This window comes from Paenibacillus sp. FSL k6-2145 (genome assembly GCF_037976585.1).
Lineage (GTDB): Bacteria > Bacillota > Bacilli > Paenibacillales > Paenibacillaceae > Paenibacillus.
Genome location: NZ_CP150267.1, coordinates 6545147 through 6566743, shown reverse-complemented (window position 1 = coordinate 6566743; position 21597 = coordinate 6545147). Strand labels below are relative to the sequence as shown.

The following is a 21597-nucleotide window of genomic DNA, read 5'->3' as shown; positions in this document are numbered from 1 at the left end:
GTGTTTTATATAAGCAGACCACAGTGCAAGAATGAAATACGTTTAAGTGAGTTGTTGGATTCTGCTCTGAGCCGAAGAGGACCGAGACAGAAGGGACGATCGCAAGTGACTCTTTTTTGACTTTTCGGGACTTTTTAGTGGAAAACTAAAAGGTTTTTTTGTTGCGTTTATTTGAAAAGAAGAAAGGAGCCATGAGAGAAAATGGCGAACAAACAAGCGTTGAATATTGTGAAAATGAAAAAATATAAGCAGGATGGCGTGCCGCTTAGTATGATCACGGCTTACGATTATCCAACAGCGCTCCTCGCAGAGGAAGCAGGTATCGATCTGATCCTGGTTGGTGATTCACTCGGCAATGTAGTACTGGGTTATAACTCGACGCTTCCGGTGACCATCGACGACATGGTGTACCACACACGTTCCGTAGTGCGCGGTGCTGAGAAGACGTTTATTGTGGCTGATATGCCTTTTATGACCTATCATGGCAGCGTGGATGAGACGCTTAAGGGTGTACGTCGACTGATGCAAGAGGGGCATGCCCATGCGGTTAAAATGGAAGGCGGAGTCGAGATTGCGGACACCGTTAGAGCAGTCGTGCAAGCAGGCGTACCTGTTCTTGGGCATATCGGACTGACACCTCAATCGGTTAATCAGATTGGTGGTTACCGCATTCAGGGCAAGGATGCAGCGGATGCGAAACGTTTAATGGACGAAGCCAAAGCCCTGGAAGCTGCTGGTGCGTTTGGTATCGTGCTTGAACTGGTTACGGAAGAAGTTGCACGGGCGATCTCGGAGGAACTGTCCATCCCTACCATTGGAATTGGAGCAGGTCGAGGCTGTGATGGTCAGGTACTGGTATTCCACGATGTGGTTCAATACGCCTCTCCGTATACGCCCAAACGATTTGTCAAAACCTATGGAGATGTGGGTACATTAATCAGAACGAGCATCGAAGCTTACGTGAAAGAAGTTAAAGATCGTTCGTTCCCGGCCGAAGAGCATGTATTTAATGCTGCGGATGGTGTTCTGGATCAACTGTACGGCGGACAACGCAAGGAAAAGGTGGGGAGTAACTCATGAAAGTATTACGGACAATCGCAGAGTTAAGACAGGAACTAAGCTTGAAGCGTCAAGCGATTCGGTCCAGTGCGTCCGTTGTAGGTCTGGTACCGACAATGGGTTATCTGCATCAAGGTCATGCAAGCTTGATGCAGGCAGCCAGACAACAGAGCGATATCGTGGTATTAAGCATATTCGTTAATCCGATTCAATTTGGCCCTAATGAAGATTTTGACAGTTATCCGCGGGATGAAGCCAGAGATGTGGAAACAGCACGCTCACAAGGAGTGGATATCGTATTTATTCCCTCTGTTGAAGAGATGTATCCACAGGCAACGCAAACGACGGTATCTGTCTCAAAACTGACGGAGCGCTTATGTGGCGCTTCACGTCCAGGACATTTTGACGGAGTAACAACTGTAGTCTCCAAGCTCTTCAACATCGTACAGCCGCAGCGTGCATTTTTTGGAATGAAAGACGCTCAGCAGGTTGCGGTCATTCAACAGATGGTGAATGATTTGAATATGCCTGTAGAGATTGTACCTTGTCCGATTGTTCGCGAAGAGGATGGTCTTGCCCTCAGTTCACGTAATGTCTATCTTAGCGCTGAACAGCGTACACAGGCGTTAGTTCTGTCGAAGGCACTGCGTGCAGCTCAGGATGCCGCAGATACAGGTGCAGCTACAAACGCCGCAGATATCCGTCGTATTCTGCGCGAGCAGATTGCAAGCTCACCGCTTGCCGTTATCGACTACGCCGAGATTCAGGCTTTTCCAAGTCTGGAGCCACTCGCAGATCAGGAGGAAGTTCAAGGACGTGATGATCTGCTCATCGCACTTGCGGTGAAATTCGGAAAAACAAGATTGATTGACAATATAAGGCTGCAAAAATCGGAGGTACTGTCCCATGTTTAGAACACTGATGAAATCCAAAATTCACCGGGCTACGGTAACGGAAGCCAACTTGAACTATGTGGGTAGCATTACCATAGATGAAGACTTGATGGAAACATCCGACTTGATGGAAAACGAAAAAGTGCAAATTGTGAACAACAACAATGGTGCACGTCTGGAAACTTATGTGATTCCAGGACCACGCGGAAGCGGGGTCATATGTCTTAACGGCGCAGCTGCACGTCTGGTGCAGCCTGGAGATAACGTCATTATCATTTCTTACGCCATGATGTCGCAAGAAGAGGCAAATACTCACAAACCAACCGTTGTATTTGTAGATGGACAGAATAAACCTGTACAAACGATGAAACAGGAAGTCCACGCAACAATTATGTAATCGACTGGTAAGGAGAATGAAATCGGCCCTTGAAGCAAAAAATGAGTACAGGTCACTGCACTAATCCATTTTTTCAAGGGTGGGGATGCATCGATGTTCCAGCATGTTTTCGCAGAAATGAACGACATGTTAGATGAAATTATCAAGAGCTATCCTTCCGCTGAAGGCCTGAACAAACAGGAATTGCTGCAAAAGTGGAACTTGCTTAAGCGGATGAGTGACGGAATGCTGGATGAATGGCTGATGTTTGAAGAAAAAATGAGCCAGGTGAGGGAGCGGGAGATGGATAAGCCTGCTTCCCTTGAACCGGAACAGGAAGCTGTTACCGCTCTGCCTGAACTCCATCTGGAATGTTTCAGTCGAGGTCAGGGCTATTTCAAATTACAGATGTATCCGCAGGCGATCATGCAGTTCTCCCGGGTTGTGACCGATCATCCGGAGAGTGCATTGACTCGTTTTTACCTGGCGCTCGCGTATCTGAATTTGGAACAAATGGCGGAAGCCGGGACACATTTGCAGCAGATCATGTACCTTAAGGGTTCACCTCGCTTGAAAGGGCTTGTATGTAACGCCCTGGGCTGTATTCAAGCCAAGCTTGCGAATCCCGAAGCTGCATGTTCACTCTTTGCACAGGCCCTTCAGTATGACCCGACATTGACCGAACCACTGTACAACATGGAAGCTTGCAGGTTGAACAGGGGAAAATTGCAATATGCTAATCAGCTGACGACCCTTCATTAAGCGGGAATTCGGCGACAAAAAACGGTGTTCCCTCCTTTGGCATAGCGGCGGGGACACCGCTTTTTTGTCAGTTAATTTTCAAATCCCCTTTTTTTTGCTATGCTGTAACATAGACTGGAATGGAAGGGACCGTACATTGCAATGAAATTTGCCGTATTGGATTTCGAAACAACCGGCACGCAGTCCGACGGTGAGATTATACAGGCCGGACTTGCCATCATAGATCATGACTACAGCATAACTCAAATATATAGTTCTTATGTGAACCCTGGTGTACCGATTCCCCCGTTTATTTCGGGGTTGACGGGTATTACCGATGCAGATGTGGCGGACGCTCCTTCACTCGAAGAGATGATGATGGAGATGGTTCCGCTACTTAATGATGTGGTGCTTGTTGGACACAACGTCGCTTTTGATTTTCACTTTTTGCAGAATGCTCTTGACCGTTGCGGTTATTTGCCGTTCACTGGCCGCATTCTGGACACGATTGATTTTCTGAAGATCACATTCCCATCACTGGGTTCTTATCAACTCGGTTATGTGTCTTCCGAATTTGGATTTCAACATGATCGCCCTCACCAGGCAGACAGTGATGCACTGGCGACAGCCTATGTGCTGCTCAAGTGCCTGGATGAGTTAAAGGAATTACCGCTCATAACGATTCAGCGCCTCAGTGACCTGTTTGCACCAGAAGACAGTGACTTGGGCTGGTTCTTGGACGGAATGCGCAGTGAGAAGGAAGCAGAGCCGATTCAGGATCTGGACGGACATACCTATTATCGTCAGCTTGCTCTTAATGTAAGTGATTGGACCGATATTGGTGCACCACGCGATGAGCGGGAGGCTAACCCCCTTGATGGTGTAAGCTTCGAACAGTTTATGGACCAGGTTCGGGAGAACCTGAAGGATACGCTGGATCATTACGAAGAGCGTGAAGCGCAGACTCAGATGTTCAGCAGTGTAAGGCAAGCCCTGGATGAAGAGAAACATCTCTTGATCGAAGCAGGAACAGGCACCGGTAAATCTCTGGGTTATCTCTTGCCTGCTATTTACGAAAGTGTGAAGCAGGAACAGAAAGTTATGGTCAGCACGCATACGATCAATCTGCAGGAGCAATTGAGAGAGCGGGACATTCCGATGCTGACTCAAGTGGTTCCGTTCCCGTTTAAGGCTGCTGTATTCAAAGGACGTGGACATTACCTGTGCCTGCGCAAATTTGAACACAAAATCAATAAACGTGAATTCGCTACACCCAAAGAGGATTATTTCACAGCTGCTCAGATGATTGTCTGGCTCACGCAGACCGAAACCGGAGATGATGAGGAACTTAACCTTAGCGGACGCGGAGGGGACTTCTGGGAGACGGTACAGAGCGAATCCGAGTCCTGTCTGGGAAGATCATGTCCATGGTTCCGCAAATGTTTCTACCATCGTGCCAAACATGAGGCCGGGTTGTCTGATATTGTAATCACCAATCACTCCAAATTATTTACGGATGTGAAAGCCGCGCATCAGCTGCTGCCAGCCTATGAGAGTCTTGTGATCGATGAGGCACATCATCTGGAGGATGTCGCTGGTAAACATCTTGGAATGCATATGAAATATTTCACCTTGGTTCATACACTGACCCGCCTGTTTAAAGACAGTCGTAATGGTCAGCTGCCTATGCTTCGTTCCCAGTTATCCGGGCATGAAAATTCGGTTCAATGGGGCTCCATGGTGGATCAGATGTTCCCGCTGGCTGTTGAGGTCAAGGAACTGTGGGATCGTATGAGCGATGCCTTGTTCGGTTTGTTGCCTGAACGAAGTGATGCTTCACCGGGAGAGACGGGGCAATTTTCACTGCGTCTGAAAGCTTCTCAGAAACCTGCAAAATGGCAGGAGTTGCAGGATCTGGAGAACCAGATCTATGTGACTCTGGGCGATTTGGTTCGCAAAGGGGACAAATTGCTGCTTGAGGTGAAAGAGGATCAGGATGATTATCAATCGGATAGTCTGATCACGGACATTACAGGATTGCTGAAAGATCTGACCACATTGAAGGAGAATCTACGTTTCTTCATGCGTATGGATGATGCCAAAACGGTGTACTGGATGGAAGCCAGCGGTCAGTTCCGAAGTAAATCTCTTCAGCTGTATGCTGTACCTGTAGATGTCAGTGCACAACTTAAGGATTTATTTTTTGATAAAAAGAAAAGTGTTGTACTTACATCGGCTACGCTTTCGGTAGATAAGTCATTCCAGTTCATGATTGAACAACTTGGCTTGCAGGAAGCTTCCGAGAATAATCGGTTGTTAACTTCGATGCTGCCATCACCTTTCAACTATCGCGATCAGGCACTTCTGGTGATTCCGCGTGATTTCCCGAGTGTGAAGGGCAGTGTGGGTGATGCGCACTTTGTTAATATGCTGGTGCGATCACTCGCAGAGACGGCAATTGCCACGCGTGGACGCATGATGGTTCTGTTTACTTCATACAAGATGTTGCGACAGGTCTATGATCCGCTGAAGGAAGCACTGTCTGGTAACGACATCTCGTTGCTTGGGCAAGGCGTTGACAGTGGAAGCCGCTCCAAGCTGACTCGCAGGTTCCAAGATGCCAAAGCTACGGTACTTCTGGGTACAAGCAGCTTCTGGGAGGGTGTAGATATCCCGGGAGAGGCGCTAACCTGTCTCGCTATTGTGCGACTGCCTTTCCAGCCACCGAATCATCCGTTGGTGGAAGCCAAGAGTGAGCTGCTTCAGGAACAGAAGAAAAATCCGTTCATGAAACTGTCCGTGCCGCAAGCGGTCATTCGTTTCAAGCAGGGATTTGGCCGGTTGGTGCGTACAGCGAAGGACAGAGGAATTGTTATTGTTTATGATACACGGGTGATTGAAGCGTACTATGGTAAATTCTTTTTATATTCTTTACCTGGTCCCAAAATGGAACACATGCTCACGGAGCAGATGGTTCCACGAATTACCGAGTGGTTGGAAAAACCTGCTAATGAACAAAAATAATGGTTGTTTTGTTCGTTATATTATTGCATGACACTATCGTTTGGCGTTAAACTTTATTAGATATTTCCGTATCCGATTAAAGCAGTTGCACGTAAGAACTTATAACCTAAATTACAAGGAGCATTCTGTATAAAATGTCACGTTTATCTTTGAGTTTATACAGGATGCTCATCTTTTCATCTATTATTTTATCGTGGCCTTGGTAAGGGGGAGCAAGAATGAAATCGGATAAAATTTCGGAAGCGGTGGTACGCCGTCTGCCTGTATACTTGCGTTATTTGAACGAGTTGCATCAGCGTGAGGTGGCTACTGTTTCTTCTCAAGAGCTTGGACAGAGGCTGGATCTGAATCCGGCCCAAATTCGTAAAGACCTGGCTTACTTCGGTGATTTTGGTCGTAAAGGGATCGGGTATGATGTATCTTATTTGATTGAGAAAATTCGTCACATTCTCAAAATCGATCAGCAAATTAATGTAGCTCTGGTAGGCGCGGGTAATCTCGGTCAAGCCTTGTCCAACTACAACGCATATCTGAAAGACAACATGAAGATTGTTGCTGTATTTGATGCATATGGACCGAAAATTGGTAGCCAAATCAACAGTTTGACGGTAAAACCAATGAATGAATTGACGGAAGCGGTTAAAACGGAAAACATCCGCATCGGTATTATCACGGTTCCGGATACGGAAGCCCAAAATGTTGCGGATCAGCTTATTGAATCAGGAATTGAAGCGATCCTTAATTTTGCACCAACAATTCTAAAAACACCGCCGCATATCCGCATTCACCATGCTGACTTTACAACGGATCTGCTTAGTTTGGCCTATTACTTGGAGACTGGAAAGGACGACGAGGAAGATGACAACAAATAGATGGGTAATTCACAACGGCAAATTTGCCGTTAATGAAGGCGGCACAACATGGAACGTGGTTCAAGGATACATGGTTGTCGAGGATGACAAGATTGTGCATATTGGTGAGACATTGCCGGATGGAGACAAAAATTGTACCAAAGTGGATGGAAAAGGACTGTTCTTCCTGCCGGGTCTGATCAATACGCATGGTCATGCAGCAATGTCGTTGCTCAGAGGGCACGGAGACGATCTTGCGTTGCAAGTATGGTTGCAGGAAAAAATGTGGCCGATGGAAGCAAAAATGACTTCAGAAGATGTATATTGGGGAACTTCCCTGTCGGTGCTTGAAATGTTGAAAGGCGGAACTACAGCTTTCCTGGACATGTACGATCACATGGATCAAGTTGCCAAAGTTGTGGAGCAATCAGGCGTTAGAGCAGCACTGGCACGTGGTGTAATCGGGCTGTGCTCGGAAGAAGAGCAACTGCGGAAGCTGGAGGAGTCGGCAGCGTTTGCACGTGAGTGGAATGGACAGGCAGATGGTCGCATTACAACCGTAATCTCGCCACATGCACCATATACATGCCCTCCTGACTACATAGAGAAGCTTGTGCAGGTTGCGAACGACCTGAACCTTCCTCTCCATACACATATGTCTGAAACGCTTCGTGAAGTGGAGCAGAACGTGGCTGATTATGGACTGCGTCCTGTGGCACATCTGGAGAAACTGGGCTTTTTCTCCCGTCCATCCCTGGTTGCACATGCGGTGCATCTGAATGACGAAGAGATTGAAATTTTGGCCCGTCATGATGTGGCTGTATCCCATAACCCGGGAAGTAACCTGAAACTCGCTTCAGGTGTTGCGCGGGTTCCTGCGTTACTGAAAGCAGGAGTTACCGTGTCACTCGGAACAGACGGACCGGCAAGCAACAACAACCTGGATATGTTCGAGGAAATGAGACTGGCTGCATTGATCCACAAAGGTGTATCTGGTGACCCGACGGCAGTGCCAGCAGGCGAAGCGTTACTCCTCGGAACGTCATACGGTGCCAAATCCATCTTCTTGAACAATACCGGAGCACTCCAGGTTGGCATGAAGGCTGATTTTATCGCTTTGGACATTGAACAGGCACATTTCTATCCACATACAGACCTGATCTCGCATACCATCTACTCGGCTTCTGCCAAAGATGTAGAGCACGTATGGGTGGATGGAAAACAAGTGGTGAAACACGGCGAATGTCTGACGCTGGATGAAGAGCGCATTTTGCGTGAGTCTCAATTGGCATTTGATGGTCTGCTTGCTCGTTAATTGCAGGACAGAGCATCATAGGGAAAGGAAGTTCGGCTTTTGAAGAAAAAAAAGAAGTGGATATGGATTTCGCTGCTTGCACTGGTTCTGATTCTGTTTGGACTTCAGCGTTATTACGTCTATGTCACACAGGACCAACGTAAGGAAGAAGCGCTCGCCATACAAGCAGCACAGAAGCAACTGGGCATTACATCCTATGATGAATTGCGCAAGTACATCTGGGGAGACAAAGAAGGCTCTGACAACATCTACTGGACCCTGATCGGTAAAAATAAGGATAACCAGGATGTTATGGTCTGGGTTAAATTCGATGCAAACAATCAACCGGCTAAGGGTGCAAACGCTGTACACAGTGAGCTGCTGCAGAATGGCATGTCCGAAGCGCAGATCCGCAATCGCTTCAGTTCTGAAGTTCCTGCCGGCGAGATTAAGCGAATCATGCCCGGAGTTGTGAATGGAATATATGTGTGGCAAGTGTATTATAAAGACGGTACGCATAACCACTATCGCTTTTATCGTTTTAGCAACGGAGAACAGGTGGACCTGGTCTACACCCTCCCGAACAGCTAGAACAAATAGAGTGACATAACTAGAGAATTAGAGAAATGAAAGAACCGGCAGACGGATATCCGACTGAACCGGTTCTTTGTGTTGTCTGTAAACATTTTTGATTTAAATAGTTAAAATTAATAATTTATTCATATTTTCGCCTTCGAAAATGTATATACGATGTGATATACTCAGATATGTACTCAAAGTTACATTCAAAAACAAATAATCCTGTCAAAATTCTCGCAGGAGTCAATGTGCACATATTCGTATATACCAATAAGCCAGTAGGTTAGGCCAAAATCTGGGAGGGGTAATTCACTTGAAGCTAAAAGTATTGCCTATTGCTTTAACTGCCGTCATTTCAGCCGTTGTGTTGTTTGGAGGTTGGTTTGTATATCGTCAGGTGGCCGTGCAGAATCCGATTGAAAAGATGGTTACCCAGTACGATGGAGTCAATGACGTTCAATTAACTATTAACCGCAATGACGTACAATTGAAACTGGATCTGCAACCTGATGTTGATTTGGGCAGACTGGTACAATATATTCACAAAGAAGGACAGACGTTAATTGGAACACGTTCACTAAAGTTGGATGTTGTGGATCATTCCAGTGAAGCACTGGAAAGTTGGTGGGGGGATGCGATGTTTACCGTAGCTCAGGCGATGGAGAACAAGCAATACACCGAGATTACACCAACGTTGTCAAAGATGGCGACGAATGGAATTAAGGTAAATACAGCGATGGATGACAACAACGTATATGTCAGTCTCAGAGACGGAGATGCCAGCAAGTTTATTATTCTGCCGCGTGTGCCCGGTCAGATAGGAGTGTGGCCTAATGCCTAAGTGGACAAAAGAAGTTGCCATCGGATTTTTTCCCGTATTGATTATTTTTCTTGCTTTTACTGGTGTTAATATTGTTCCGATTCTGATTGCAGCGGTGTTTGTCGGAGCTTTGCTGTTCATGATGCAAATGCGTGGCGGAATTACAGTAGGCGCTGCACAGGAACGTAAACGGAAGAAAAAAGGACCTTCCAAGCTTACTTTTGAAGAAATTGGCGGACAGGACAGTGCCAAGCAGGAATTGCGTGAAGCGCTTGACTTTCTCATCAAACATGAAGAAATTCGGAAGTTCGGGATTCGTCCGTTAAAAGGGATCTTGCTGACGGGCCCTCCAGGGACAGGGAAAACGTTGATGGCCAAGGCTGCTGCCCATTACACCGATTCTGTTTTTGTAGCAGCATCGGGTAGTGAGTTCGTGGAAATGTATGTTGGTGTGGGTGCCAGCAGAATTCGGGATTTGTTCAAGGACGCAAGAACCCGTGCCACCAAGGAAAATAAGGAAAACGCTATTATCTTTATCGATGAAATTGATGTCATTGGGGGTAAACGTGAAGGTGGTCAACAGCGTGAATATGATCAGACCTTGAATCAACTCCTGACGGAAATGGATGGAATCTATTCTTCTGATACGCCAAGAATCCTTGTTATCGCTGCAACAAACCGCAAAGAGATGCTGGATAGCGCCCTGACGCGACCGGGACGTTTTGACCGCCACATTCAAGTGGACTTGCCTGACAAAAAGGGCAGAAAGCATATTTTGGAACTGCATGCGGTGAATAAACCTCTGATGAAGGAAGTTAATCTGGAGAAAACAGCTGAAGAATCGTATGGTTTCTCCGGTGCACAGCTCGAAAGTGTGATGAACGAAGCAGCAATATACGCCATGCGGGACGGGCTGTTGAACATCGAACAGCGGCACTTGTCCCTGGCTATTGATAAAGTCATGATGGGTGAGAAGACAGACCGTGAGTCCAGTGTGGAAGAGAAGAAAAGGGTCGCCATTCATGAATTGGGACATGCCATTATGGCAGAACTTGTTCGTCCAGGCAGTGTTAGTCAAGTGGCACTTAGTCCGCGTGGTCAGGCGCTGGGATATGTACGTCATAACCCGCAACAGGAACAGTTCCTCTATACGAAGCGCTTCCTGGAAGAGCAGATTATGATTGCACTCGGAGGAGCAGCTGCGGAGGAAATGTACTACGGTGGTCGTTCCACAGGGTCACGCAATGACTTTGATCAGGCAACCAATGTGGTACAGACCATGATGGCTTCGGGGTTGACTTCACTTGGGATTGTGAACATGGATATGGTCACAACCGAGGAACTTATGCGAGAGAATAAATTAATTCTGCAAGAACTGATGGAACAGACAAAGCGGTTGCTTGAAGAACAACGGACAATTTTCGACAATTCACTCGACATCTTGATTCGTGAGGAAGTTTTGTCTGGCGAACAATTTCGTTGTCAATTTCGTGACAGTGCCCTTCTACCAGCATAATTTATTTATGCTGGTTATTTTTTTTTACATTTCACTCGTGCTAAGATATTATTATATGTTGGGTCGAAATTTGTAATTTTCGGCGAACAGGGTACAATAGAGAAATAGAGAACCGAAAGGATGGAGCAGAACCATGTTTTTCAAAAAAATAGGAGTTGTCGGCGGCGGTACGATGGGGCAAGGTATTTCCCAGATGCTCGCAGCCAAAGGACTTGATGTGCTTCTCGTGGAGCATACAACACAAAAGCTGGATCATGCATATGACATGATCGAAACCAATCTGGATAAACAACTGGAGAAATGGGCGATTACAAAAGCGGAGAAGAAATTGATTCTTTCCCGCATTACCAAGGTAGCTCATTTAGCTGAACTTGGAACTTGCGACATGGTCATTGAGACGATTTCAGAAGATCTGGATGCGAAAAAAGCAGTATTCAGCCAACTGGACCAAGTTTGTCCAAGCAATGTCATTCTGGCAAGTAATACATCCACGCTGAGTTTGACCGAGCTTGCAAGCTCGACCAAATACCCAGAGCGTGTTATTGGTATGCACTTTATTCACCCGGTATCCCGGGTTGATCTTGTAGAGATTATTCGTGGACTGAAAACTTCGGATACAACTTTCGAAGAGACCAGACGTTTTGTTGAAGAAGTAGCGGACAAAAAAGGAGTCATGATCTATGAATCACCTGGATTCGTAACTTCCCGCTTGATCTGCCTGCTGATTAACGAAGCGTTGCATGTATTGCAAGAAGGTGTTGCATCTGCTGAAGATATCGATGATGCAATGCGTATCGGATATAACTTCCAGCATGGACCACTCGAAATGGCTGACCGTTTTGGATTGGATTCTGTTGAAGCTGCACTCGAAAGAATGTTCCGTGAATTCGGAGAATTGAAATATCGTCCTTCTACAGTCCTGAAGAAAATGGTGCGTGCAGGACACCTGGGTGCCAAAACAGGCGAAGGATTCTTCAAGTACGACAAGGATGGTGACCGACTGTGAAAGTACTCGTAATTAATGCGGGGAGTTCCTCGCTCAAATATCAACTGTATAATATGACTGACGAATCTGTACTGGCTAAAGGTTTGGTAGAACGGATCGGAATGGATTCCTCCATTCTGACACATAAACCGACAGGCCGTGAGGATGTTACAGAAGTTAGTGAAATTCTGGAGCATACAACAGCGATCCGTAAAGTCATTGATATTTTGACTCACAAAGAAAATGGTGTACTGGATTCTGTAAGTGAAATTCAAGCTGTTGGACACCGTGTTGTTCACGGTGGTGAAGCATTTAAAGAATCTGCATTGGTAGATGATGCTGCCAAAGCTGAAATTCGTCGTTTGTTCGACTTGGCTCCACTTCATAACCCTGCAGCAATGATGGGTATTCGTGCAGCTGAAGCCAATATGCCTGGTGTGCCACAGGTGATGGTCTTTGATACAGCGTTCCATCAAACGATGCCTGAAAAAGCCTATTTGTATGCCATTCCGCGTGTACTTTACAAAAAATATAAAGTACGTCGCTACGGCGCACATGGTACTTCCCATGATTTCGTAAGCAAGGCAGCTGCTGAATACTTGGATCGTCCAGTGGAAGATCTGAAAATTATCACTTGTCACGTCGGTAACGGTGGTAGTGTAACAGCAGTTAAAGGTGGCGTATCCGTGGATACTTCGATGGGTATGACTCCGCTTGAAGGACTGATGATGGGAACGCGTTCTGGTGACCTTGACCCAGCCATCGTACCTTATGTAATGAACAAGGAAGAACTGAGCGTAAGCGAAGTGAACTCCATGTTGAACAAACACAGTGGATTGCTTGCGATCTCCGGAATCAGCAGTGACATGCGTGAGATTACGGAAGGTATGGAGAATGGCGATGCCAACTCCACGCTTGCTTTTGAGATGTACGAATACCGTCTGCGTAAATACATCGGTTCATATGCAGCTGCAATGAACGGTGTAGACGTGATCGTCTTTACGGCTGGTGTAGGTGAGAACTCTGTTGTACTTCGCCAAAAAGTATGTGAGCAGCTCACTTATCTGGGTGTTGAACTGGATGAAGCGTTGAATGCCATTCGTTCTGGCGAACCGCGCCGGATCACAACAGCGAATTCCAAAGTGGAAGTTCTCGTTGTGCCAACTAACGAAGAATTGGTAATTGCACGTGATACACACCGAATCGTATTGAATTCTCAGTAATCTAACTGTAAAGTAAATATAGAATGACAAGGAAGTGCAGAGGACAGGCATAAGCCTGCCCGCTGCATTTTCAAATTCAGGAACCAAGGGGAGATATGGGCATGAATACGAATTGTGTAATTCGTAATGTGAACGAGCATGTGGGCGAAACCGTAACAATCGGTGCCTGGATTAACAACAAACGTTCCAGCGGTAAAATTCAGTTTTTACAGCTGCGTGATGGAACCGGATATATCCAAGGGGTTGTTGTAAAAAGTGAAGTTAGTGAAGAAATCTGGAACAATGCCAAGAGCCTGACCCAAGAAAGCTCTTTGTATGTTACAGGTATTATTCGTGAAGAACCTCGCAGTGCGTCCGGTTACGAGATGACTGTTACAGGGGTTGAGATCATTCACCTGACTGAAAACTATCCAATTACGCCTAAAGAGCATGGTGTGGATTTCTTGATGGACCATCGTCATCTGTGGCTTCGTTCTACGAAGCAACGTGCGGTTATGGTGATTCGTGCAGAGATTATTCGCGCTGTTCAACAGTTCTTTGATGGTAACGGATTCACACAAGTTGATCCTCCGATTTTGACACCATCGTCTGCGGAAGGAACAACGAACCTGTTCCACATCAAATACTTTGATGAAGATGCTTATCTGACACAAAGTGGTCAATTGTATATGGAAGCCGCAGCCATGGCGCTGGGCAAGGTATATTCCTTCGGTCCAACATTCCGCGCAGAGAAGTCCAAAACACGTCGTCACTTGATTGAGTTCTGGATGATTGAGCCGGAAATGGCATTTGTAGATCACGAGGAAAGTCTGCGCGTACAAGAGAAATTTATTGCTCATGTCGTTCAATCCGTGGTGAAAAACTGCCGTGCAGAACTGGAATCTATCGGTCGTGACGTATCCAAACTCGAAGGTATCGTAGCTCCATTCCCACGAATTACGTATGATGAAGCGATTGAATTCCTGCATGGACAAGGCTTTGATATTCCTTGGGGAGAAGACTTTGGTGCACCGCACGAAACAGCAATTGCTGAGAAGTACAATACACCCGTCTTTATCACGCATTACCCTGCTGGAATCAAGGCATTCTACATGAAACCAGATCCGAATCGTCCAGAAGTTGTTCTCTGTGCTGATATGATTGCACCAGAAGGCTACGGAGAGATTATTGGCGGTTCGCAGCGTATCGATGATCCGGAATTGATGCAACAACGTTTTGAGGAGCACAATCTCTCGGATGAAGCTTACCAATGGTATCTGGATTTGCGTAAATACGGATCGGTTCCTCACTCCGGTTTCGGTCTGGGATTGGAGCGGACGGTAGCATGGATCTGTGGATTGGATCATGTACGTGAAACAATCGCATTCCCACGTATGCTCTATCGTCTGTACCCTTAATGCTTAACCGAGGAGCGTCTATGGAAGACACCACATCCAAAGCTTGGTTGGATGGAGCAGCTTATGGCATGACTTCGGGTACAGCCCATCTGCCGTATGCCTTGTTACGTTTTTATCACCAGCTTGGTCTATCAGATGCAGAAGTGCTTCTTCTGATTCAACTGTTAGGGTTCCGTCAGGCAGAGTTCAATGAGTTTCCCACGCTTGAAGAGCTTGCGGCGCGCATGGGACTTGCACCTGAAGGCATTGCCAGAATGTTGCAACGTCTGATGAGGGATGGGTATATTGCTATTGACGAGCACCGTGACGAAGAACGGGACATCCAGTACGAGCGATATGATTTACATGGATTATATGCCAAACTTGCAGCGTGCACTGCTGAAGAAGTAGCCGCATTCCGTGCGGAGCAGCATAGTAGCAATACAGCACGTCAAGATTCGAACAGTGTTCAAAAAGAAGAGGAAGAACGGAACATGTTCTCCATCTTTGAAAAAGAATTTGGACGTCCGCTCTCTCCAATGGAGTGCGAAACGATATCCGGCTGGTTGGATCAGGACCGTTATCAAGAGGAATTGATTCTAATGGCTCTGAAGGAAGCAGTTTTTGCAGGCAAAGTACATTTCCGGTATATCGATCGAATACTGCTTGAGTGGAGTCGCAATCGTGTCAAGACCGTTCAAGATGCAAAGGCGTACACACAGCGGTTTCGTAATGGTGGACGTTAATTCCAGCGTAGGCGGGACAAGAAACAGGCCAGAAGTCATTCTGTGCCTGTTTTTTTTGGATTATAGATTGGATGAGTGATCAGCAACATCAACCTTTCAGGCAATGATTTCACTTTGTTTTACAAAAATTTGATAGATCACGCAGGGGTTAACGCACAAGCTGTCGTCTATTGTATTGGAGAGGAGGGGAGAGTTATTGATGAAGCGCGTGTAATCGAACAAATCCGTCAAGGAGATACATCCCAGATGCGTACTCTGATTGATAAATATAGCCAGCATGTATACCATGTGGCCTATTCCGTACTCAGGAACGATCAGGAAGCACAGGATGCAGCTCAGGAGGCGTTCATACAGATGTATAAGTCTCTCCCCGACTACCGTTCTGAAGGTTTCAAGACGTGGTTAACCCGAATTGCCTTTCACAAAGCGATTGATGCCAAACGCAAGCTGGGCAGACGAACTGCTGAGGATCTGGGTGGAGAAGAAAAAATAATCAATATTCCCGGACGGGATGAAGACGTTCTTACCCGTCTCGTTCGTGAAGAGCGTCAGGATAAACTTCGCGAACGAATTAATCAGTTGCCTGCTCAGCATCGTGACATTATCACTGCGTATTATCTAAGCGAAAAAAATTATGAGCAGATTGCCAGTGATGCACAGGTGGCTGTGAAGACTGTGGAATCCCGCTTGTATCGTGCCCGGCAGTGGATTCGAAAACATTGGAAGGAGGATGAATGGCGTGAGTAAACAGGAGAAATATACCACTGCGCAATGGACTGATTATATTGAAGGCCATATGAGTGAAACTCAAGCGAACCAAATGGAACAGCTTTTGCTGGAAGACCCGGATGCGATGGACAGTTATTTGGAAGCACTCGGTATCCATGGGGAACTACCTCCGCTACATGACCCAACAGGGTTTGCGGATTCAGTCATGCATCGGATTGAGGGCATTCAATCACCCAAGGTACAACGCAAATCCCTTGCTGGACGAAACCGGCGCTGGCTTGATCATAAAGTGTTCCATTACGCGGTAGCAGCCTGTTTGACATTGATCTTCCTCTCGTCTGGACTTTTTGACAAGGTAGCACCATATCACAAGTTCCAGGATGGCGACCACAGAGGGTCTTTTACCGAGAAATGGACGGAGGCAGCCACTTCATGGCTGGATAACCTCAAGCCTAAACCATAAATAGCTTCGCATTGCCTGAAAAGAAAGGATGACGACTGTGCACTCAGATCGTAACAAATTACTCGCATTTCTATTAAACCTGATACCCGGTCTTGGTTTTATGTATTGGGGACGGGCCGCAAGGGCTGTGATTTATCCATTGCTTTTCTTCGGAACAGCTGTTGGCTCATTCATGTTAGCAATGGTCACTAATGAACAAGATTTAATGATTTTCGGTGCACTTTTTGCTGCTTTCTTCTGGGGGATCAGCATGCTGGACATGGTTATTGTTCTGCTCCGTGCGCCTTCCGGCCGAGATGCTCATTACAGGGGATATGGAGCACATTACGGACCGCAACATCCAGGAGCAGCCTATCAGGGAGCACACATGGGCCATCAAGGGCCTATGGAACATATGAATGAAGATGAGCTGCATCAGCATCCTGGTAGTGAATATGCTCACGCTGAAGGGACCTATGGTCAACCCATGTATCGAAAAGGCAGTGAGGGTGAACGCTTCTTCACCATTTTACTCTCATTTGTTCCAGGATTGGGACATCTTCATCTGGGATTGTTGCATCGTGGGTTGTCCTTCCTGATGGCGTTCTTTGGTTCATTTGCCATGATGGTTTTTGTGGCGTCGATCACCAATGAATCGGTATTTTTAATGTTCCTGCTCATACTGCCTGTAATATGGGTATACTGCATGTTTGATGCGGTGCAGCATGTCCACCGTAAGCAGGCTGGTGAGGTGTTGCAGGATCGGACATTATTTGAGGAATTGGAGATGGGCAGAGTAGCCGGACGACGTAGCAAAGTGCTTGCAACGCTGCTATCCGCTTTTCCAGGTGCAGGTCATCTATATCTTGGATTGCAGAAAAGAGGCATGCAATTGATGTTCCTGTTCCTGGGCAGCATCTATGTTCTGGACCTGCTTCATTTATCGGTGTTTCTGTTCATGATTCCACTGGTCTGGTTCTACAGCTTCTTTGACGGACTACAGTGCTCCAGTCGCTATGGACGCGAGCCATTGATTGATCAACCGATCTTCAAGGACTGGGCCCGCCATCAGCGTCTGATTGGATTCGGGATTGCCGCGCTGGGTCTATATTACCTGACGATCCGTCTTGTCATTCCACAGCTAAATGAGCTCTTCCCTAATGCATTTATGACGTATGAGATCCGTTCCTATCTAAACACCGTCATCGTATCCTTGCTGCTCATTTTTGGCGGCTTGAAACTGCTGTTTGGCAAGCAACGGGGGACGGGTATCCAAAGTGCTGCTCATCGAAATGAAGAGGGAGCAGACAGTCTCTTTTTATTCAAGGATAGGGATGATCGACTGTAATTTACGATCCAAGTTGAATTAAAGATTGTTTACACTGACACTACGATGCACAGAGCAACCTTTCAATCGCTGTTATCCCTACAACATAAAAACACGCCAAGGGCTATGTATATCAGCCTCTGGCGTGTTTTTGGGTTGAACAACTTTGATTTCGAATAAATGATTGCTATTTCGTAGCACCCTTCAACAGAAGTTGACGGTACATCACTTCGAACAGGAACTCGAACGCTTCCAGATGACGTTTTGCTTCAAAAGCATCTTTGCCCCACGCATATATACCGTGGTTCCGAAGCAAGATCCCTGGTACGTTGGCATCAAGTACACCTGGCACCAATTCAGCGATAGATGGAATATCTGCAAAGTTAGGCAGGACGGGTACACGAATCTCCGCATTTTCTTCCCAAATGTTGAAAGCCTTGATCAATTCGATTCCTTGAATCGGTACGTGTCCATCTGCTCCAAAGAATTCGCTAATCAGGTTGTTAAACACGGTATGCACGTGGAATACAGCGCCACAGCCGGTCAAACGATAGATTTCGCAATGAATCAACGTTTCAGCACTGGGTTTCAACGTTGTTGTTTCGATCGCTTTGCCGTGTTTGTCTACAAAAAGGAAGTCTTCCGGTGTGCGCAGAGATTTGTCTTTGCCTGAAGCGGTAACCGCAAAATAAAATTGCTCCGGGTCAAAATCTCCTACACGCATCGACAGATTGCCACTTGTTCCAGGGAACCAGTTACGACTTGCAAACAATGCTTTAATATCAGCCAGTTCTTCAAGGACCTGTCGTTTGTGTTCCAATGTAATCTTTTCAAAGCCCATCGTTTACAGCACTCCTTGTGTTTGCTTCTGTTTCATATCTTCGATGATATCGTAAAAGGTAGCGAATGGCACATGGTCCACACCCAGCTCAATACATTTGTCCGTTAAAATGGAGCGGGAGTAGACGAGATCGGCAATTTTGGCACCTTCAAAATCCGTCAGACTGTCTCCAATGAGAATTCGATTATATTGATCTTCCGGGAAAGTACGAATCACGGTTGTTTTACACATGCCGCAGCCGTTCTCACAAGGAGGCTGGCAAGGATTCGGCCATTCAATCTTAATGGTTTCACCCGAGAAGTCAGCTCCGTTGCAATAGACATGATCCTGCGGGATATGAAATGGTGCGAGTAACGGTTCGATAAAAAAGTCCATACCACCGCTGGTCACATTGAATTCAATCCCTTCGCTGCGAACGTAGTCAAGAAACTCGGTGAATCCTTCACGGATCCCCGCTTGTCCAAGCACAAATTCCACAATTTCATCTTTCTGCGATGCAGGCAACAGAGCAAACATGGCTCCAACGCCTTCACGCAGCGAGATGTTTTGCTCAATCGTATCTTTCATAATCGCTTCAATGCCCTCAGGTTTGAAATGTTTCATGATCGCTACGATGTTGTCCGAGAGGGTAATCGTACCGTCAAAGTCACAGAAAATGACTGTTTTCTTATCACTTCTCATCGTTCGCCACCCCACAGGTCCAATGCGCTTTTCAGCTCCGGATGCTCGGTTGCATATTGCGCGAGTGGAATGGAACGCTGAGCTGCCTCAATGGCTTGCAGGAATGCACGTCCGCCTGCCTCAGTGCCCATAGGATGTCCATGAATACCGCCACCAGCATTAACGATGACATCTGTACCAAAGTCGCGCAAAATGAGCGGTACAAGGCCTGGATGGATGCCGGCTGAAGGCACTGGCATACTGGTTCGTACTGGCAGATCAGCTGTCAGTAATTGCTCCGTGATCGCCATATTTTCTTCCTTCGGCATCGTTACCGATCCATAAGGAGAAGGGAAGAGCACCAGATCGGCCCCCGCTAGACGCATCAGCTGGCCAAGTACAACCGAAGCCGACATGCCGTAATGTGGTGAAGGATACAGTGCGCCTGCAAGTGCAGGGTGCGCCATAATTGGCACATCAATATCAGGATCACTGCTGAGTTCATGGAGGACATCATATCCGTAGGACAAGACGTTGAACAACAAGGCATTGGCTCCTGCGCCGATGGCACGTTCAGCTTGCTCTTTCAGACGAGATGTAGGCCCTGTGAGATTGGTTGCATACAGAAGTTTCTTGCCGGTCTCCTGGCGTGCCTGTTCGGCAGCTTTCATGCAGACCTCGACTCTTTTTTCGATGGGTGTCAATTTATTCTCGAACAGAATCTCATCGTCCTTGATAAGATCAACGCCCCCAAGGGCCTGACGAATAAATTGTTCACGCAGTTCATCTGCATTCAGCCCAATAACTGACTTGAAGATACTCATTAACAGTGGACGGTCGTGTACACCAAGCAGATCACGAACACCAGTCAGTCCAAACTTGGGTCCAGGGAATGCACTGAGGAAGCCATCCGAGAAACCAAGCTTTGTCAATTTGATTCGGCCATCCATTGAGATTTTGCCAAAGACCGTCACGAGCAGGGCAGGGATGTCACGACTGAAGTTCACATCAGGATATCCAATAGTAATATCGGCGTAACGCTCACCCGCAGCCATTCCATCAGCTTCATGTACTTCTACGCTTATTACTTCACCCAGATGTTTCTGCATCGCTTCACGTTGGGCTTGCGGTAACTCCGTCCAGCTGCCCACGGTCATGCCAATCGCGATGGACTGAGCTTTCTTGCGAAAGTCTGCATGGTCATCATGCAGACGATATGTGGCTGTACACATATTATTCATTTTAAATCCCCTTCCAAAGCAGCTCCCATCTCCCTTGAGCGCTCTGCACAGCGGTTGACGGCTGCGATTACATTTTCAAAGAAATCTCCTTCGTCCAGCGTTTTCAGTGCTGCCTGGGTTGCCCCTCCCGGGGATGTCACATCACTACGAAGCTTCATCGGTTCCAAACCGGTTTGTTGTACCATTCGTGACGCGCCCAGCACCGTCTGAACAGTGAGATCACGAGATTGCTGGCTGGATAAGCCACCACGAATACCTGCGGCAATCATGGCCTCCATTAAATAGTATACATAAGCAGGGCCGCTTCCGGAAATCCCTGTGAGCACTTCGAGTTTATCTTCAGGCACGATGGTCACGATACCAACCGCTTCAAACATGGTCATCACCGTACTGCGCTGATCATCCGTAATTTCCGCAGAGAAGGCAAGACCGGTTGCACCAAGTCCAATGGTACTGGATGTATTTGGCATGGTTCTCGCGATTGGCTGTTTACGACCAAGCAAGGACTGCATCGTGCGGATTGATAATCCGGCAATGACAGATACGATCAGTTGATCAGGTGATAACAATGGACCGAGTTCGCGCAGCGCTGCGGCAGCATCTTTGGGTTTCATACAGAGTACAATGACCGGAGTGGAGGCAAGATGATCCAAAGATTGTGAGGCCGTTCCGGTATGTACTGCATAACGGGTACTGAGCTCCTCCTGACGTTTCTGGTTGCTGCGGTTCAGCATCGTAATATCCTGAGGACGAACGACTAGGCGGGAGATCAGTCCGCGCACGATGGCTTCAGCCATCGCGCCTGCTCCGTGGAAAGTAATCTTCTGTTGTAGTAACGTCTGTTGCTCTTGACTCATATTTATCGTTCCTCCTA

At 46.9% G+C, this 21597-nt stretch carries 21 protein-coding genes; 17 read left to right on the top strand and 4 right to left on the bottom strand.

What is annotated here, in order from left to right; translation table 11 throughout:
* Positions 1 to 201 precede the first annotated feature (201 nt).
* The 17 genes from panB to NZ043_RS28900 all read left to right on the top strand — a co-directional run bounded on the left by panB (position 202) and on the right by NZ043_RS28900 (position 18002).
* Entirely contained in the window at positions 202 to 1080 is an 879-nt protein-coding gene (panB, locus tag NZ043_RS28980) for a 3-methyl-2-oxobutanoate hydroxymethyltransferase (RefSeq protein WP_036607625.1), read from the top strand.
* Complete coding sequence (panC, locus tag NZ043_RS28975) at positions 1077 to 1973, top strand: pantoate--beta-alanine ligase (protein WP_036607623.1); 897 nt, start codon at positions 1077 to 1079, stop codon at positions 1971 to 1973. The genes panB and panC overlap by 4 nt, the downstream gene beginning before the upstream one ends.
* Positions 1966 to 2349 carry an aspartate 1-decarboxylase gene (gene panD / locus NZ043_RS28970; protein WP_017687742.1) on the top strand — a complete coding sequence of 128 codons (384 nt, stop codon included), beginning with the start codon at positions 1966 to 1968 and terminating at the stop codon, positions 2347 to 2349. The genes panC and panD overlap by 8 nt, the downstream gene beginning before the upstream one ends.
* Positions 2350 to 2442: 93 nt before the next feature.
* A complete protein-coding gene (locus NZ043_RS28965; protein ID WP_036607621.1) occupies positions 2443 to 3090 on the top strand; it encodes a tetratricopeptide repeat protein in 648 nt (215 codons plus the stop codon).
* A gap of 141 nt (positions 3091 to 3231) precedes the next feature.
* Positions 3232 to 6093, top strand: a complete 2862-nt coding sequence (gene dinG / locus NZ043_RS28960; RefSeq protein WP_036607618.1) for an ATP-dependent DNA helicase DinG — start codon at positions 3232 to 3234, stop codon at positions 6091 to 6093.
* 218 nt (positions 6094 to 6311) lie between these two features.
* The gene (locus NZ043_RS28955; protein ID WP_036607616.1) at positions 6312 to 6965 is read left to right on the top strand and encodes a redox-sensing transcriptional repressor Rex; all 654 of its coding nucleotides are present in this window, start codon (positions 6312 to 6314) and stop codon (positions 6963 to 6965) included.
* A complete protein-coding gene (locus NZ043_RS28950) occupies positions 6952 to 8259 on the top strand; it encodes an amidohydrolase (RefSeq protein WP_091028972.1) in 1308 nt (435 codons plus the stop codon). The genes NZ043_RS28955 and NZ043_RS28950 overlap by 14 nt, the downstream gene beginning before the upstream one ends.
* Before the next feature lie 39 nt (positions 8260 to 8298).
* Entirely contained in the window at positions 8299 to 8829 is a 531-nt protein-coding gene (locus tag NZ043_RS28945; protein ID WP_036607612.1) for a DUF5590 domain-containing protein, read from the top strand.
* A 301-nt stretch (positions 8830 to 9130) separates the two neighbouring features.
* Positions 9131 to 9658: a hypothetical protein gene (locus NZ043_RS28940; protein WP_017687748.1), complete on the top strand. Its 528-nt coding sequence runs from the start codon at positions 9131 to 9133 to the stop codon at positions 9656 to 9658.
* Positions 9651 to 11153, top strand: a complete 1503-nt coding sequence (locus tag NZ043_RS28935; RefSeq protein WP_036607609.1) for an AAA family ATPase — start codon at positions 9651 to 9653, stop codon at positions 11151 to 11153. Before NZ043_RS28940 ends, NZ043_RS28935 begins: the two co-directional genes overlap by 8 nt.
* 133 nt (positions 11154 to 11286) lie before the next feature.
* On the top strand, positions 11287 to 12159 hold the full coding sequence (locus tag NZ043_RS28930) for a 3-hydroxyacyl-CoA dehydrogenase NAD-binding domain-containing protein (protein WP_017687750.1): 873 nt from the start codon (positions 11287 to 11289) through the stop codon (positions 12157 to 12159).
* Positions 12156 to 13361: an acetate kinase gene (locus tag NZ043_RS28925; RefSeq protein WP_036607607.1), complete on the top strand. Its 1206-nt coding sequence runs from the start codon at positions 12156 to 12158 to the stop codon at positions 13359 to 13361. Before NZ043_RS28930 ends, NZ043_RS28925 begins: the two co-directional genes overlap by 4 nt.
* 101 nt (positions 13362 to 13462) lie before the next feature.
* Entirely contained in the window at positions 13463 to 14758 is a 1296-nt protein-coding gene (gene asnS / locus NZ043_RS28920) for an asparagine--tRNA ligase (protein WP_017687752.1), read from the top strand.
* Positions 14759 to 14778: 20 nt separating this feature from the next.
* Positions 14779 to 15483, top strand: a complete 705-nt coding sequence (locus NZ043_RS28915; protein ID WP_082219126.1) for a DnaD domain-containing protein — start codon at positions 14779 to 14781, stop codon at positions 15481 to 15483.
* A 246-nt stretch (positions 15484 to 15729) separates the two neighbouring features.
* Positions 15730 to 16230, top strand: a complete 501-nt coding sequence (locus NZ043_RS28910) for a sigma-70 family RNA polymerase sigma factor (protein ID WP_235200725.1) — start codon at positions 15730 to 15732, stop codon at positions 16228 to 16230.
* Positions 16223 to 16675 carry a hypothetical protein gene (locus tag NZ043_RS28905; protein ID WP_339309906.1) on the top strand — a complete coding sequence of 151 codons (453 nt, stop codon included), beginning with the start codon at positions 16223 to 16225 and terminating at the stop codon, positions 16673 to 16675. Before NZ043_RS28910 ends, NZ043_RS28905 begins: the two co-directional genes overlap by 8 nt.
* 37 nt (positions 16676 to 16712) lie before the next feature.
* Positions 16713 to 18002 carry a multi-tm2 domain protein gene (locus NZ043_RS28900; protein WP_339309905.1) on the top strand — a complete coding sequence of 430 codons (1290 nt, stop codon included), beginning with the start codon at positions 16713 to 16715 and terminating at the stop codon, positions 18000 to 18002.
* Positions 18003 to 18168: 166 nt separating this feature from the next.
* Here the strand turns inward: NZ043_RS28900 and NZ043_RS28895 are convergent, their stop codons facing one another.
* From NZ043_RS28895 to proC, 4 genes are read right to left on the bottom strand one after another with little or no spacing between them, the layout of a single operon-like run.
* Positions 18169 to 18822, bottom strand: coding sequence for a methylthioribulose 1-phosphate dehydratase (locus NZ043_RS28895; protein WP_036607600.1), 654 nt, complete (start codon positions 18820 to 18822; stop codon positions 18169 to 18171).
* Positions 18823 to 18825: 3 nt separating this feature from the next.
* Positions 18826 to 19503, bottom strand: a complete 678-nt coding sequence (locus tag NZ043_RS28890) for a 2-hydroxy-3-keto-5-methylthiopentenyl-1-phosphate phosphatase (RefSeq protein ID WP_133385323.1) — start codon at positions 19501 to 19503, stop codon at positions 18826 to 18828.
* The gene (locus NZ043_RS28885) at positions 19500 to 20723 is read right to left on the bottom strand and encodes a 2,3-diketo-5-methylthiopentyl-1-phosphate enolase (protein WP_339309904.1); all 1224 of its coding nucleotides are present in this window, start codon (positions 20721 to 20723) and stop codon (positions 19500 to 19502) included. The genes NZ043_RS28890 and NZ043_RS28885 overlap by 4 nt, the downstream gene beginning before the upstream one ends.
* Positions 20720 to 21580 (bottom strand): pyrroline-5-carboxylate reductase, encoded by an 861-nt coding sequence (proC, locus tag NZ043_RS28880; RefSeq protein WP_036607595.1) that lies wholly within the window; start codon positions 21578 to 21580, stop codon positions 20720 to 20722. The genes NZ043_RS28885 and proC overlap by 4 nt, the downstream gene beginning before the upstream one ends.
* Positions 21581 to 21597: the final 17 nt, after the last annotated feature.

Coding starts and splice junctions, on each gene's coding strand:
- NZ043_RS28885 (WP_339309904.1), bottom strand. CDS start 20,723: ATGAATAATATGTGTACAGCCACATATCGTCTGCATGATGACCATGCA.
- NZ043_RS28895 (WP_036607600.1), bottom strand. CDS start 18,822: ATGGGCTTTGAAAAGATTACATTGGAACACAAACGACAGGTCCTTGAA.
- asnS (WP_017687752.1), top strand. CDS start 13,463: ATGAATACGAATTGTGTAATTCGTAATGTGAACGAGCATGTGGGCGAA.
- NZ043_RS28935 (WP_036607609.1), top strand. CDS start 9,651: ATGCCTAAGTGGACAAAAGAAGTTGCCATCGGATTTTTTCCCGTATTG.
- NZ043_RS28890 (WP_133385323.1), bottom strand. CDS start 19,503: ATGAGAAGTGATAAGAAAACAGTCATTTTCTGTGACTTTGACGGTACG.
- NZ043_RS28955 (WP_036607616.1), top strand. CDS start 6,312: ATGAAATCGGATAAAATTTCGGAAGCGGTGGTACGCCGTCTGCCTGTA.
- NZ043_RS28965 (WP_036607621.1), top strand. CDS start 2,443: ATGTTCCAGCATGTTTTCGCAGAAATGAACGACATGTTAGATGAAATT.
- dinG (WP_036607618.1), top strand. CDS start 3,232: ATGAAATTTGCCGTATTGGATTTCGAAACAACCGGCACGCAGTCCGAC.
- proC (WP_036607595.1), bottom strand. CDS start 21,580: ATGAGTCAAGAGCAACAGACGTTACTACAACAGAAGATTACTTTCCAC.
- NZ043_RS28910 (WP_235200725.1), top strand. CDS start 15,730: ATGCGTACTCTGATTGATAAATATAGCCAGCATGTATACCATGTGGCC.
- NZ043_RS28930 (WP_017687750.1), top strand. CDS start 11,287: ATGTTTTTCAAAAAAATAGGAGTTGTCGGCGGCGGTACGATGGGGCAA.
- NZ043_RS28950 (WP_091028972.1), top strand. CDS start 6,952: ATGACAACAAATAGATGGGTAATTCACAACGGCAAATTTGCCGTTAAT.
- panD (WP_017687742.1), top strand. CDS start 1,966: ATGTTTAGAACACTGATGAAATCCAAAATTCACCGGGCTACGGTAACG.
- panC (WP_036607623.1), top strand. CDS start 1,077: ATGAAAGTATTACGGACAATCGCAGAGTTAAGACAGGAACTAAGCTTG.
- NZ043_RS28915 (WP_082219126.1), top strand. CDS start 14,779: ATGGAAGACACCACATCCAAAGCTTGGTTGGATGGAGCAGCTTATGGC.
- panB (WP_036607625.1), top strand. CDS start 202: ATGGCGAACAAACAAGCGTTGAATATTGTGAAAATGAAAAAATATAAG.